This window comes from Maribacter confluentis, from assembly GCF_030505015.1.
In the GTDB taxonomy this organism is placed as follows: Bacteria; Bacteroidota; Bacteroidia; order Flavobacteriales; family Flavobacteriaceae; genus Maribacter; species Maribacter sedimenticola.
Window position 1 is genome coordinate 3,277,216 of the sequence record NZ_JAUKUC010000001.1, and the last position, 14,389, is coordinate 3,291,604.

Annotated in this window: 15 protein-coding genes; 13 read left to right on the forward strand and 2 right to left on the reverse strand. The window is 38.9% G+C overall.

Translation table 11 applies throughout. From position 1 onward, the window contains the following. Window positions 1-16 precede the first annotated feature (16 nt). From tpiA to Q2T41_RS14215, 3 genes are read left to right on the forward strand one after another with little or no spacing between them, the layout of a single operon-like run. A complete protein-coding gene (gene tpiA / locus Q2T41_RS14205) occupies window positions 17-766 on the forward strand; it encodes a triose-phosphate isomerase (protein ID WP_089259596.1) in 750 nt (249 codons plus the stop codon). A 24-nt stretch (window positions 767-790) separates the two neighbouring features. Next, window positions 791-1,633, forward strand: a complete 843-nt coding sequence (gene prmA, locus Q2T41_RS14210; RefSeq protein ID WP_304437453.1) for a 50S ribosomal protein L11 methyltransferase — start codon at window positions 791-793, stop codon at window positions 1,631-1,633. A 20-nt stretch (window positions 1,634-1,653) separates the two neighbouring features. Beyond that, the gene (locus Q2T41_RS14215; protein ID WP_089259598.1) at window positions 1,654-1,929 is read left to right on the forward strand and encodes an ATP-dependent Clp protease adaptor ClpS; all 276 of its coding nucleotides are present in this window, start codon (window positions 1,654-1,656) and stop codon (window positions 1,927-1,929) included. A gap of 118 nt (window positions 1,930-2,047) precedes the next feature. On the opposite strand, the gene Q2T41_RS14220 is transcribed toward Q2T41_RS14215, so the two are convergent. Further along, complete coding sequence (locus Q2T41_RS14220) at window positions 2,048-2,269, reverse strand: hypothetical protein (RefSeq protein ID WP_089259778.1); 222 nt, start codon at window positions 2,267-2,269, stop codon at window positions 2,048-2,050. A gap of 355 nt (window positions 2,270-2,624) precedes the next feature. Here Q2T41_RS14220 and kduI point away from each other — a divergent pair, with 355 nt between their 5' ends. The 10 genes from kduI to Q2T41_RS14270 all read left to right on the forward strand — a co-directional run bounded on the left by kduI (window position 2,625) and on the right by Q2T41_RS14270 (window position 13,306). Continuing rightward, complete coding sequence (gene kduI, locus Q2T41_RS14225) at window positions 2,625-3,461, forward strand: 5-dehydro-4-deoxy-D-glucuronate isomerase (RefSeq protein WP_089259599.1); 837 nt, start codon at window positions 2,625-2,627, stop codon at window positions 3,459-3,461. 2 nt (window positions 3,462-3,463) lie between these two features. Beyond that, entirely contained in the window at window positions 3,464-4,249 is a 786-nt protein-coding gene (locus Q2T41_RS14230; protein WP_304436598.1) for a gluconate 5-dehydrogenase, read from the forward strand. Further along, on the forward strand, window positions 4,249-5,667 hold the full coding sequence (gene uxaC, locus Q2T41_RS14235) for a glucuronate isomerase (protein ID WP_304436599.1): 1,419 nt from the start codon (window positions 4,249-4,251) through the stop codon (window positions 5,665-5,667). The genes Q2T41_RS14230 and uxaC overlap by 1 nt, the downstream gene beginning before the upstream one ends. Window positions 5,668-5,690: 23 nt before the next feature. Then, window positions 5,691-6,731 (forward strand): PfkB family carbohydrate kinase, encoded by a 1,041-nt coding sequence (locus tag Q2T41_RS14240; RefSeq protein WP_304436600.1) that lies wholly within the window; start codon window positions 5,691-5,693, stop codon window positions 6,729-6,731. Window positions 6,732-6,802: 71 nt separating this feature from the next. Beyond that, on the forward strand, window positions 6,803-7,474 hold the full coding sequence (locus Q2T41_RS14245; protein ID WP_304436601.1) for a bifunctional 4-hydroxy-2-oxoglutarate aldolase/2-dehydro-3-deoxy-phosphogluconate aldolase: 672 nt from the start codon (window positions 6,803-6,805) through the stop codon (window positions 7,472-7,474). A gap of 1 nt (window position 7,475) precedes the next feature. Then, window positions 7,476-8,456, forward strand: coding sequence for a TRAP transporter substrate-binding protein (locus Q2T41_RS14250; RefSeq protein ID WP_304436602.1), 981 nt, complete (start codon window positions 7,476-7,478; stop codon window positions 8,454-8,456). Between the two features lie 4 nt (window positions 8,457-8,460). Further along, entirely contained in the window at window positions 8,461-8,919 is a 459-nt protein-coding gene (locus tag Q2T41_RS14255) for a TRAP transporter small permease (RefSeq protein ID WP_304436603.1), read from the forward strand. Continuing rightward, window positions 8,919-10,214, forward strand: a complete 1,296-nt coding sequence (locus Q2T41_RS14260) for a TRAP transporter large permease (protein WP_089259780.1) — start codon at window positions 8,919-8,921, stop codon at window positions 10,212-10,214. The genes Q2T41_RS14255 and Q2T41_RS14260 overlap by 1 nt, the downstream gene beginning before the upstream one ends. 24 nt (window positions 10,215-10,238) lie before the next feature. Then, complete coding sequence (locus Q2T41_RS14265; RefSeq protein ID WP_304436604.1) at window positions 10,239-11,669, forward strand: tagaturonate reductase; 1,431 nt, start codon at window positions 10,239-10,241, stop codon at window positions 11,667-11,669. A 20-nt stretch (window positions 11,670-11,689) separates the two neighbouring features. Further along, window positions 11,690-13,306: a UxaA family hydrolase gene (locus Q2T41_RS14270; RefSeq protein ID WP_304436605.1), complete on the forward strand. Its 1,617-nt coding sequence runs from the start codon at window positions 11,690-11,692 to the stop codon at window positions 13,304-13,306. A 15-nt stretch (window positions 13,307-13,321) separates the two neighbouring features. Here the strand turns inward: Q2T41_RS14270 and Q2T41_RS14275 are convergent, their stop codons facing one another. After that, a complete protein-coding gene (locus Q2T41_RS14275) occupies window positions 13,322-14,344 on the reverse strand; it encodes a LacI family DNA-binding transcriptional regulator (RefSeq protein WP_304436606.1) in 1,023 nt (340 codons plus the stop codon). Window positions 14,345-14,389 lie beyond the last annotated feature (45 nt).

A 14,389-nucleotide genomic window follows, 5' to 3' on the forward strand; every position in this document is an offset into this window, starting at 1 on the left:
ATTAGAAATAATAAAAATGAGAGCAAAAATAGTAGCTGGAAACTGGAAAATGAATAAAAATTTAGCGGAAACGGAAGCCCTTTTGGCAGAATTGTCCGCTAAATTACCTGATACCAATGCAGAAGTTATGGTAGCACCTACTTATGTAAATCTATCAAGTGCCGTCCGTGCTCTTGACGGTTCTAAGATAGAAGCTATTGCACAGAATATGCATTATGCGGAAAGCGGTGCGTTTACTGGGGAAATTTCAGCAGATATGTTATTGAATATAGGTGTGGATACTGTAATTATAGGCCATTCTGAAAGAAGGGCATATTTTATGGAGAGCGATGAAATATTGAGAAAGAAAGTAATAACCGCACTGCAAAAGGGAATGCGGGTTATGTTCTGTTTTGGTGAAGAATTGGAGGATCGTAAATCGGGCAATCATTTTAAATTGGTAGAAAGCCAGTTAAAAAACGTTCTATTTAATTTAGAGCCTTCTGCTTGGACAAATATTATCTTGGCCTACGAGCCAGTTTGGGCCATAGGCACAGGAGAAACCGCTTCTCCTGAACAGGCGCAGGAAATGCATGCTTTTATCCGTAAGACCATAGCAGAGGCCTTTGATAGCACCATAGCTACAAATGTCACTATTTTGTACGGAGGTAGTGTTAAACCGGGTAATGCCGAGGAAATATTCTCTAAGCCAGATGTTGACGGTGGTCTAATTGGTGGCGCTTCATTGGTGGCCGATGATTTTGTGGCCATCATCAACGCAATTTAATTGGAAAATTCGCTACATGTAGGCATGAGCAACAATATGATATATATAGAGTACCGTTTTACGGTGCAACCTCCAGAACCAGCTTCAGATATTCTTATCGCCCAATTGGGTGAAGCTGGTTTTGAGAGTTTTGTAGAAGAGGAAGACGCAATTTTGGCCTATATCCAAAAGGAAGATTGGTCTATGGATATTTTGAACGATATCGACATTCTTTCCAATCCAAATTTTGAAATCGATTATGCGTTCAAGGAAATAGAGCAGGAAAATTGGAACGCTACCTGGGAACAGAATTTTCAGCCAATTGTAGTTGATGATAGATGTATGATAAGGGCTCCTTTTCATGAAACTATGAGCGGGGTAGAATATGATATCGTTATAGAACCAAAAATGAGTTTTGGTACCGGGCATCATGAAACTACCCACATGATGTTACAGCATATACTTCAATTGAATTTGGAAGGTAAAGTTGTTTTGGATATGGGAAGTGGAACAGGTGTTCTGGCAATTTTAGCGGCCTTAAGGGGCGCTGCTCATGTTGATGCCGTAGATATTGATAATTGGTGTTATGTAAATGCAAAGGAAAACGTAGCGCGTAATCAAATAGATAACGTCCAGGTGTACGAAGGTGATGTCTCGTTAGTTTCCGGAAAATCTTACGACTTAATAATCGCAAATATTAATAGAAATATTTTGTTGGCAGACATACCGGCATATTCCAAGGCTTTGAATAAGGATGGTATTTTACTCTTAAGTGGATTTTATACCGAAGATTTGGATATGATTACGGAAAAATGTAAAATTAATTCGTTAAAATTTGTAAAAAATATTGAACGGAATAATTGGGTTGCAGCAAAATATGTAAATTAGACTGTATTAATTTTATTGAGATGAGCATAAAAGAAGAAATTTCCGAAGAACTACTTTTAGAAGAAGAAACGGTTCAGCAAAATGAAATCGTTCTTTTTAATGATGAGGTCAATACTTTTGATCATGTAATCAATACTCTGATTTCTGTATGTGAGCATTCACCGGAACAAGCGGAGCAATGTTCATTAATAGTTCATTATAAAGGAAAATGTACCGTAAAAACTGGCGAGTTTGAAGAATTAAAGCCACAATGTTCAAGATTGTTACAAGCGGGACTAAGTGCGGAAATTGTTTAGATCGTATATGTAAAAAGCTTTTTACATATTCCCAAAATAGGTTTGCGAATACTATATAATTTAAAAGACCCCTTTAGATGAAGGGGTCTTTTAAATTAAAATAGATAATGAATTTAAATTATACCAAAGGCACACCATTCAATCTCTTCTCAATCTTTTTCTTTTTAACGGTAACTTCTTTCATGACCTCCATTAAATTAGGGTCCTTAGTTTCCTTATATATTTCATTAATACTTAAAATAAGTGATTTTGCCTCTCTTGACGCTTCTACTCGGTCACTAGTAGACATATTACTCATTTTCCGACCTATAAACTCTTGAGCTTTTTCAAGTAACTCCATTTGCTGCTTTTTTTTCAAAGTTAACATAATATTCAAATTACGCAATTCTTTGTCAATTGTATATACTTATAGGGCAATTAGATAATAGTATTTGTGAACAATTTAACTAAAATGAGGCTAAATAAATTACAAATGACCTAATTCCAAGATTTTTTAAATTTCTCCCAAGCTTTTTTTGTTTCATTTTTATTGTTTTTTGTGCGTAGACCAGTATTTTTAGTAATATGTAACTATAAATTAAATTATAGTTAGAATCAAGCATAATTTTTAAGATTAAATATATTTTTAAGATTAAATAGTTGTCGATTCTTTAAAATCCATTATATTCGTGTAATCGATTGCATAAAATAATAATATGACTAATTATGAATTTAGATATGCTGCTCATCCTGTTGATAGTAGAGCATATGGTACAGATGAACTAAGAAAGGAATTTCTAATACCAAAACTATTTGTAAAGGATAGTGTACAACTTACGTATTCCATGTATGATAGATATATTGTAGGTGGCGTTATGCCGGTAAATACATCTGTGAAGTTAGAAACGATACCTTATTTAAAATCTGAGAATTTTTTAGATCGTAGGGAACTTGGCGTGGTCAATGTGGGTGGAAAAGGCAAAATTACGGTCGATGGCACATCTTACGAACTTTCCAAAAAAGAAGCGTTATATGTGGGTCAAGGTGCCAAGGATGTCATCTTCGAAGCTGTAGATGGAGAACAACCTCTATTTTATATCAATTCCGCTCCTGCACATAAAAGTTTTCCTACCAAAAAAGTTGGGGCAAACGAGGCAGAAGTTATCCAGTTGGGAGATGAGAAATATGCAAATAAGCGAATATTGAACAAATTGATCGTAAATAGTATTGTGCAAACTTGCCAATTACAGATGGGACTTACCGAACTTTTGCCGGGCAATGTTTGGAACACGATGCCTGCGCATACGCACAATAGAAGAATGGAAGCATATTTCTATTTTGATGTGGAAGAAGGCCAGACCGTTTGTCATTTCATGGGAGAACCACAGCACACTAGGCATATATTTATGGAAAGTAACCAAGCGGTGCTTTCTCCGGAATGGTCCATTCACTCTGGCTCTGGTACCTGTGCATATTCCTTTGTATGGGGTATGGCCGGAGAAAATTTGGATTATGGGGATATGGATGTCTGTGCGCCTAACGAATTAAGATAATAATGAATATGTTTGATCTAACGGGAAAACGTGCGTTGATTACAGGAGGTACCCATGGTTTGGGTATGGCAATGGCGGAAGGACTTGCCAATGCCGGTGCGGAACTGGTCATTACGGGGACCACGCCCGCCAAAATGAATGATGCGCTGTTGGCATATAAAGAAAAGGGATATAAGGCCTCTGGCTATATATTTGATATTACAGATGATAAATTGGCAGCTAAAAAAGTAGAGGAAATAGTTGCCGAAGGTGGTGAGATCGATATTTTGGTGAACAATGCGGGTATTATAAAACGTGAACTTGCCACTACTATGCCAGTTGACGATTTTAGACGTGTAATTGAGGTTGACCTCGTAGGGGCATTTATAATGTCGCAATTGATCGGGAACAGGATGATCAATAACGGAGGGGGAAAAATCATCAATATCTGTTCCATGATGAGCGAGTTGGGGAGAAATAGTGTGTCCGCGTATGCGGCCGCCAAAGGAGGATTAAAAATGCTGACCCGCAATCTTGCCACGGAATGGGCCAAACATAATGTTCAGGTAAACGGTATTGGACCGGGTTATTTTGCAACATCGCAAACAGCCCCTATTCGGGTTGATGGGCATCCTTTCAATGAATTTATTATTAATAGAACTCCTGCCGCAAGATGGGGAGACCCACAGGATTTAGCGGGAACGGCAGTTTTTCTGGCTTCAAAGTCAAGTGATTTTGTGAACGGACAAATTATATATGTTGACGGTGGTATTTTGGCCACCATTGGTAAACCATCAAATGAAAATTAATGAGTACTTCGGCTTCAGTCAACACTACGTTTATCAATGATGATTTTCTTTTGGAAAATAAATTTTCTCAAAGACTTTATCATGAGTTTGCGGCTCCTATGCCAATCATAGATTATCATTGCCATTTACCCCCCAATGAAATAGCATCCAACAGAAGTTTTGAAAACCTTACCAAAATTTGGATCAATGGTGATCATTACAAATGGCGTGCTATGAGGACTTTCGGTATAGATGAAAAATATATTACCGGAAACGCACCGGATAAGGAAAAATTTATACAGTGGGCCAAAACGGTTCCCTATACCTTAAGAAACCCTTTGTATCACTGGACTCATTTGGAATTGCAAAGGTACTTTGATATCAACACGCTCCTAAATCCAAATACGGCAAACGCTATTTATGATGAGGCTACTGTCAAACTTCAAACTAAGGCATTTACATGCCAAAACCTGATCAATAAAATGAATGTTGAGGTCATTTGTACTACAGAAGACCCCATTGATAGTTTGGACCATCATGTACAGATTGCCAACAGCAATTTTGACGTTAAGGTAAGTACGGCCTTTAGGCCGGATAAGGCCATTTTGATAACCACAGGTACTTATTTGGAATATCTAGATAAATTATCGGGCGTGAGCGGCGTTTCCATAGATTCCTTTAAGTCGCTTTGTGATGCATTGAGCTTACGTTTGGATTATTTTGATCAGTATGGCTGCAAGTTGTCCGATCATGGCTTAAGCTATGTTCCCTATCGTGAATTTACGGAAACGGAAATTGAATCAATATTTCAAAAGAGAAGAAATAAAAAGGAGTTGAGCCTAGAGGATGATGAAAAGTTCCAAACCGCTATTTTACTGTTCTTGTGCAAGCAGTACCATCAGCGCAATTGGATTCAACAGTTTCATTTAGGAGCCTTAAGGAACAACAATGCTAGAATGAACCGTATTCTAGGTCCTGATACAGGTTGGGATTCCATTGGGGATTATGCGCAGGCAGCCACTTTGTCCAAGTTTTTAAATAGATTAGATGCCAGTGATCACCTTGCAAAGACAATTTTATACAATTTAAACCCAGCCGATAATGAAGTGTTGGCCACAATGATCGGTAATTTCAATGACGGTAAGGTAAAAGGAAAAATGCAATTTGGATCAGGTTGGTGGTTTTTGGATCAAAAGGATGGAATGACCAAGCAGATAAACGCCCTTTCAAACATGGGACTGATTAGCTGTTTCATTGGTATGCTCACAGATTCCAGAAGCTTTTTGTCCTATCCTAGGCATGAATATTTTAGAAGGGTATTATGCAACCTTTTTGGTCAGGAAATGCAAAACGGCGAACTGCCAAAGGATTTTGACCTGGTTGGGGGTATCGTGCAGGATATATGTTATAACAACGCAAAAGAATATTTCAATTTTTAAATCAAATTACAATTCAATAAATAATGAAAAAAGTAGTCACTTTTGGTGAAATCATGCTTAGATTATCACCTCCTGGATTTTTAAGATTTTCTCAAGCCAATGAGTTCGATGTAGTATATGGCGGAGGTGAATCCAATGTTGCCGTATCATTGGCAAATTATGGGGTTCCCGTAGATTTTGTGACCCGTTTGCCTAAAAATGATATTGGTGAATGTGCTTTAATGGAAATGCGCAAAAGAGGAGTGGGCACTAGTAAAATTGTCTTTGGCGGAGACCGTTTGGGGATATACTTCTTGGAAACAGGTGCAGTAAGCCGTGGTAGTAAAGTGGTCTATGACCGTGCACATTCCGCAATTGCGGAAATAGAATCCGGTATGATTGATTGGGATGATGTTTTTGACGGTGTGGAATGGTTTCACTGGACAGGGATTACACCGGCAATTTCCCAAGGGGCGGCAGATGTTTGCCTAGAAGCGGTCAAGGCGGCAGCAAAAAAAGAAATTACCATATCAACAGACTTGAACTACCGGGCCAAATTATGGAAGTATGGTGGCGATCGCGAAAAGATAATGACAGAACTTACTTCCTATTGTGATATCATTTTAGGAAATGAGGAAGATGCCGAAAAACATTTTGGTATCCACCCAGAAGGGCTGGACGTTCATAAGGATGGTGCAGATGTAAAGGCAGAAGCTTTTTTATCGGTATGTAAGCAAATGATGAAAAAATTTCCGAAAGCAAAGAAAGTAATTACCACACTTAGAGGTTCAATATCTGCTTCTCATAATACATGGGCAGGAGTACTTTGGGATGGTGAAAAAATGTACGAAACGCGTCAGTACCAAATTACTGATATTGTGGATAGAGTAGGAGGCGGAGATTCGTTTATGGGCGGATTGATCTATGGCTTGCTTAAGTATCCAGAAGACGATCAAAACGCTTTGGATTTTGCGGTTGCGGCATCATGTTTAAAACATACCATCAAAGGAGATGCAAATTTATCCACCATAGAGGAAGTAGAAAAATTAATGGGTGGAGATGCCTCTGGTAGGGTAGCTCGTTAAGAAAAAATAACAAATATTGGTCGGTACTAGATGTACAGGTAGCGGCCAATTTTAAAGTACAGAAAAATAAGATGGCACAATATTCAAGATTGGAAGTTGCGGCGGTAATGAAGGAAACCGGTATGGTACCCTTATTTTACCATCCGGACATAGAGCTAGGAAAAAAAGTTATGAAAGCATGCTATGATGGCGGGGCTAGATTGATGGAGTTTACGGCAAGGGGCGATTTCGCTTTTGAAGTATTTTTAGAATTGAACAAGTTTGCGGTTAAAGAATTGCCTGGTATGATAATGGGCGTTGGTTCTATAACCGATGCCGCCGCCGCAAGTTTTTATATGCAGATGGGCGCAAATTTCATAGTAACCCCTTCCTTACGTGAAGATATTGCCATTGCATGTAATAGAAGAAAGGTATTATGGTCACCAGGATGTGGCTCTTTGGCAGAGATCAATAGAGCGGAAGAATTAGGATGCGAAATCATTAAACTGTTTCCGGGCTCTACCTATGGACCGGGATTTGTAAAGGCAATTAAAGGACCACAACCTTGGACCAGTGTTATGCCAACAGGTGGCGTAAGCACAGAGGAAAGTAACCTTAAGGGTTGGTTTGATGCCGGTGTAACCTGTGTTGGTATGGGTTCCCAATTGATCAGTAAGGATGTGCTTGCCAATAAGGATTATGCAGGTCTAGAGATAAAAGTGGCAGATGCTATGGCACTTATTAAAAAGATCAGATCAAATTAATATGATGACACGCAAAAGTATTTTAACCCTATTACTATGTACCATAACCTTTTTTGGATGTGGTGTGGATAATGAAACAAAAACAATCCGTCTAGGGCATGGATTAGACGTAAGTCACTCTGTCCATAAGGCCATGGTAAAAATGGGGGAAGATTTACTGGAGCGTTCTGGAGGTAGGCTTAAATTGGAGATCTATCCCAGCCAACAGCTAGGTACGGAGCGGGAATGTTTGGAACTATTACAAATTGGTAGTCTGGACATGACAAAAGTATCCGTAGGTGTACTTGAAAATTTTGCGCCTAAAACCAGGGTTCTAGGTCTACCGTTTTTGTTTAGAGATAGACAACATTCTTTTAATGTCCTAGACGGACCTATTGGTCAAATGTTATTGAACGAAGGTGAAAAATACTGGCTAAAGGGCTTAGGTTATTATGATGCCGGTAGTCGTAGTTTCTATACGATGAACAAACCTATAGAAAAACCTGCAGACCTTGAAGGGGAGAAAATAAGGGTTATGGAAAGTGTTACTGCCGTAAATATGGTTAAGGCCCTAGGTGGATCGCCTACACCAATTTCTTGGGGAGAGTTATATACTTCCTTACAACAGGGGGTTGTGGACGGTGCCGAGAATAATCCGCCAAGTTTTTATCTCTCCCGTCATTATGAAGTCTGTAAATATTATTCCTTGGATGAGCATACGGTGCTGCCAGATGTTTTACTCATAGGCACCTATGTTTGGAACAAGTTGTCACAACAAGAACAAATGTGGTTAAGTCAAGCGGTGAAAGAGTCCGTAAAGTATCAACGTATTCTTTGGGCAGAAGCAGAGGCAGAGGCATTGCGCGAGGTGCAGAAGGCAGGTGTTGTAGTCAGTAGACCGAATAAAACCTTGTTTGCCGAAAAAGTACAGGGCATCTATGAAAGTTACAAGGATGACGCAGAAATATACCCTTTGATCAAAAAAATTCAAGAAACCCAATAAAGTAATGAGACGTAAAATAGATGCTGTTTTAAGCAAAACATTGATCGTAATTATGGCCGTAATGGTCATTAACGTATTATGGCAGGTGTTTACAAGGTACGTAACCGGTAACCCTAGTTCCTTTACCGATGAATTAGCCAGATATTTAATGATATGGATCGGTGTTTTAGGAGCCGCATATGTTTCCGGCAGAAATTTACATGTGGCCATAGACATTTTGCCCATGCGCCAAAATAAAAGAACACAAAAAAAACTAAAGACCATTGTAACCATTCTGGTTATTCTATTTGTCTTTTTTGCATTTGTAATAGGGGGGTCTAGATTGGTATATATATCCTATGTTTTAGGACAGCAATCCCCAGCGTTACAGGTACCCTTGGCTTTGGTTTATATTATTATTCCTATAAGTGGATTGTTGATCATGTATTACAAAATTTCTGATTTAAATACTAAAGAATTATGATGGAGCAAATTCCTATACTCGTATTGGTCATAAGTTTTGTTTGCCTGCTGGCTATTGGTACACCGGTTGCATGGAGCATTGCCATTTCTTCATTATTGACTATGTTGGTAAGTATACCGGCAATGCCTGCTTTTACCACTGTATCTCAGCGTATGGCCACAGGTCTGGATAGTTTTGCGCTTTTGGCCATTCCGTTCTTTATATTATCGGGAGAGCTTATGAACAAGGGCGGTATTGCAAACCGGCTTATAGCATTTGCCAAAACGTTGGTGGGGTCATTGCCGGGCGGACTGGCACTTATCAATGTCATTGCGGCCATGTTAATGGGCGCCATAGCTGGATCGGCAATGGCTTCCGCTTCCGCAATGGGAAGTATCTTAGGCCCTGAAATGGAAAAGGAAGGTTATTCCAAAGAATTTGGCGCCGCGGTAAATATTACATCGGCCACAACGGGATTGATTATTCCACCAAGTAATGTGCTTATCGTATATTCCCTGGCCAGTGGAGGGGCATCTATTGCAGCCTTGTTCTTGGCAGGATATATTCCCGGTATCATGACCGGATTATTTTTGATGATCGTTGCGGCGTTTTGGGCAAAAAAGAAAAAGTATAAAATCGGGAAACGGAGTTCGTTAAAGGAAGTAAGCAAAACCTTTATCGATGCAATGCCCAGTTTATTTATGCTCGTAGTGGTAATTGGCGGTATAGTTACCGGAATTTTTACGGCTACGGAAGCTTCGGCAATTGCAGTGTTGTACAGCTTGATACTCGGTTTTGTATATAAGGAAATCGATTTTAAGAACCTTCCGCAAATTCTACTGGATTCCTCCGCAACCACAGCAATTGTAATGTTATTGATAGGATCTTCTATGTGTATGTCATGGGCATTGTCCTATGAGAACATACCCCAGGACATTAGTAGTGGACTATTAAGCTTAAGTGATAACAAAATCGTAATTCTATTGATTATCAATCTATTGTTATTATTTGTAGGTATTTTCATGGATATGACACCGGCTGTCCTCATTTTTACCCCCATCTTTTTACCTGTGGTAACCAAATTAGGACTTGATCCCGTACATTTTGGAATCATTATGGTCCTAAATCTTTGTATAGGTCTTTGTACTCCCCCCGTGGGATCGGTGCTCTTTGTTGGGGTCGGGGTGGCCAAAACCACCATAGAAAAAGTATTTAAACCATTGTTGCCGCTATTTATAGCTATGATCGTTGCATTGTTCTTGGTAACCTATATACCTCAATTGAGTTTATGGTTGCCTAGCCTATTCGATCTTTAAGAATCATCTATCTGAAATAAAATCATGCAGAAACTAAATAGAAAAAATGCAGGGGAACCCTCTACTTTACCTATAAAGATTGTCCAATTTGGGGAGGGTAACTTCCTTAGGGCTTTTGTAGAATACGCGTTCCAAACGTTGAACAAGAAAACCGGATTTAATGCAGGTATTGCCGTAGTACAGCCTATTGATAAGGGAATGGTGAAAATGTTGAACGATCAAGATGGACTGTATACCTTATTTACAAAAGGAATTAAGGACGGTAAGGAAATAGAGGAAAAGGAATTGATCACCAATATTGTTAAAGGTATTGATCCATATAAGGATTTTGCCTCATTTTTAGATTTGGCCAAGGAAGAAGAATTGCAATTCATAGTTTCCAATACCACAGAGGCCGGTATAGCGTATGTAGAAAAGGATACGATGCATATGACCCCTCCAAATTCATTTCCGGCAAAATTGACCAGATTATTATATGAACGTTTTACATATTTTGATGGTGCGGAAGAAAAGGGATTAACGATCATACCGTGTGAACTGATCAATCATAATTCAGATACCCTAAAACAGATTATTCTGGACTACATTTCATTATGGAATTTATCCGATGATTTTAAATATTGGTTGCTAAAAAGTTGTTCGTTCCACAATACTTTGGTAGATCGGATAGTACCCGGGTATCCTCGCAATCAAATTGAAGATTATAATAAGCAATTGGACTATTTGGATAATTTGATTGTTAGCGCCGAGACTTTTTTCTTATGGGTTATTGAAGGGGATGAGTTATTAAGACAAAAACTTCCCTTTCATAAAACAGATTTGGATGTTAAAATCGTAGAGGATATGCAACCGTTTAGAACTCGAAAAGTTCGTATCTTAAATGGCGCACATACTGCTATGGTTCCTTTTTCACTGCTGTATGGCAATGAAACCGTAAAAGAAACCGTAGATGAAGATTTCACAGGACCGTTTATAAGATCATTGGTCTTTGAGGAAATCATTCCTACCTTGGACATGGAACATGAAGAGTTGGAAACATTTGCCAACGCAGTTTTTGACCGTTTCAGGAATCCGTTCGTGGTACACCAATTGTCCAGTATAGCCCTAAATTCCGTTTCCAAGTTTAAGGTAAGGGTATTGCCAAGCTTGTTGGAGTACGTACAGCGTAAAGGTAAACTACCAATGCGTACAGTTTTTGCTTTTGCTTGCTTGATCCGCTTTTATAAAGGAGCATACAATGGTAAACAACTGCCGATCAATGATGATCGGGAAATTGTTGCGGAAATGTTAAGTATTTGGCAGTTTGATAACGTTAGGAGCGTGGCTAAACAGGTTTTGGCAAAACAATCATATTGGGGCAAGGATTTGAATACGGTACAAGGATTAACGGATGCGGTTGCCAAATCATTGGAAATGATAGAGAAATATGGAATTAAAGAAGGTTTTCAAAAATAGGTTAGTCTAAAAAAATCTCCATGCAGAAAAAATTGATTAAAGTTCAAGAGGAAGATAATGTGGCAGTAGCCCTGGTAGACTTGGTGCAAGGTGACCGTGTACAGTTTAATGGGGAGGAAATCATACTATTGTCCAATACTAAAGCTAAACATAAAATAGCTATAACCGATCTAGAGAAGAACAGTCAAATTATTATGTATGGGGTACTGGTAGGAAAAGCATTATATCCTATAAAAAAGGGCGATGTTCTTACCACTGAAAATATAGTTCACCAGAGTGATGTTGTAACCCAAAGGACCAAGAGGATTACATGGAAAGCGCCAGATATATCAAAATGGAAAGATAGAACCTTTATGGGCTATCATAGACCAGACGGGCAAGTAGGTACACAAAATGTGTGGTTATTCTTTCCATTGGTTTTCTGTGAAAATAGAAATATTGAGGTGCTCAAAGAGGTTTTTGAAAAGGAACTTTCTATGGGCAGGGAACGTAAACAAAGACAATTACTACGTAACCTCATCAACGGAAAAGATGCTGATTTCAACGATGGAAAAACGGAAACCGGTACCGAAACCTTTGATAATGTTACTGTTAAGTTTATTACCCATCAAGGGGGTTGTGGGGGCATACGCCAAGATTCACAAACATTGGCCAAACTTTTAGCGGGTTACGTAAAAAATCCCAATGTTGCCGGTGCAACCGTATTGAGCCTTGGTTGTCAAAATTTGCAAATCGATTTACTAAAGAATGCATTAAAAGATATCGACCCCAATTTAGATAAACCTGTTCTAATTTATGAGCAGCAGCAAATGGGTACGGTAGATGAGATGCTGAATACCACTATTAAAGATTCTTTTGCAGGTATAAAAGCAGCTAATGCCATTCAAAGAAAACCAGCCTCAATTTCAAAATTGAAAATGGGATTGGAATGTGGAGGTTCTGATGGTTTTTCAGGAATTTCCGCCAATCCTGCCCTAGGTTATGCTTCTGATATTCTTGCGGCTGTTGGTGGATCACCAATTCTTTCTGAATTTCCTGAACTATGTGGAGTGGAGCAGGAGTTGGTGAATAGATGCGTAAACCATGATGATGCAAAACGTTTTATGCATCTCATGAAAGCTTATGAAGCCTCTGCAGAAGCGGCCGGTTCTGGTTTTGATATGAACCCTTCACCAGGGAATATTAAGGACGGCTTGATAACCGATGCCATGAAATCCGCGGGCGCGGCCAAAAAGGGGGGTACATCGCCCATTGTGTCCATATTGGATTATGGGGAATATGTTACCAAACCTGGGTTAAACTTGTTATGTACACCAGGTAACGATGTGGAAAGTACAACCGGTATGGTTGGTTCAGGAGCAAATATTGTCGTGTTTACTACAGGTCTGGGTACACCTACGGGAAATCCTATTGCGCCGGTACTTAAAGTTTCCTCAAATACAATACTAGCAGAGCGTATGCCGGATATTATCGATATAGATACGGGCGCTGTCATCCGAGGTGAAAAATCCATTCAGGAAATGGGTGAGGAAATTTTGGAATTTGTAATCAATGTGGCAAGTGGTACCATAGAGGCAAAGGCGGACCTATTGGGACAAGATGATTTTATACCATGGAAAAGAGGCGTTTCATTATAAGCCTATACCATAGGTTTAGCTTTTTCTACTAGAAGATTTTCTAACTACCAATTTTATGGGAAGCACCACTTTTTTGTGGATTTTGATGGACTGATCGTTATCCATTTGTTCCAAAAATACTTTTGCAGCCATTCTACCCATTTCAACCGGAGACTGATCTACGGAACTAATGGATGGGTTCATGAATTGGGTAAAAGGTTCATTACTAAAACCAACCACGCAGAAATCTTCAGGAATTTTAATTGATAGGTCCTGTAAATATTTAACCGCACCCAATAATCCGTTATCCGTGGAGGAGAAGATAGCATCTGGAGGTTCAGGTAATTTCATTAAGGCCTTTGCCGCTTCCATACCAGCCTCAATATCACTTTTCAATGGTATGATGTACTCAGGTTTAAATTCTAAACCGTTTTCTAATAACGCATTTTTATAGCCTTGTAACCGATTTTTATAAAGTTCAAGTCCATTACTCACATAAAAGTGAGCAATTTTTTTGCACCCTTGATCAATTAAATGCTTGGTAGCATCGAAGCCCCCTTGATAATCGTCAATAGTTACGGAACTAATATCAGGTATGTTGGGTTTTCGATCAAAAAATATGAAGGGTGTAGATTTTTTTAACACGCTATCTAACTTTTCTTTTTCTTCACTGGTATACGATGTTGATAATAAAATTCCATCTACTTGTGCGTTCAATAGATTTTGAATTATTTTCAGCTCTCTATCTTTATCTTCATGAGTCTGAGAGATAATTACATGATATCCTTTAGGATATAATTCATCTTCAATGCCCCTTATGACAGATGAAAAGAAGTTTCTGTTAATGTAAGGGACAACCACACCCACATTTTTACTCTTCCCACTTTTTAGTGCCAATGCCAGACGATTTTGCTTATAGTTCATTTTGGCCGCCGTTGCAAGCACCAACTCTCTTGTGTTCTTACTGATTCTAGGGTTGTTGTTTAAGGCCCTGGATACAGTAGCGGCAGTGATATTTAGCTTCTTGGCAATATCGTAAATAGTGGTTTTCTTGGTCATTCTTTTCAGGGGTGGATAAATAATCCAAATTTGATATAAAAATTG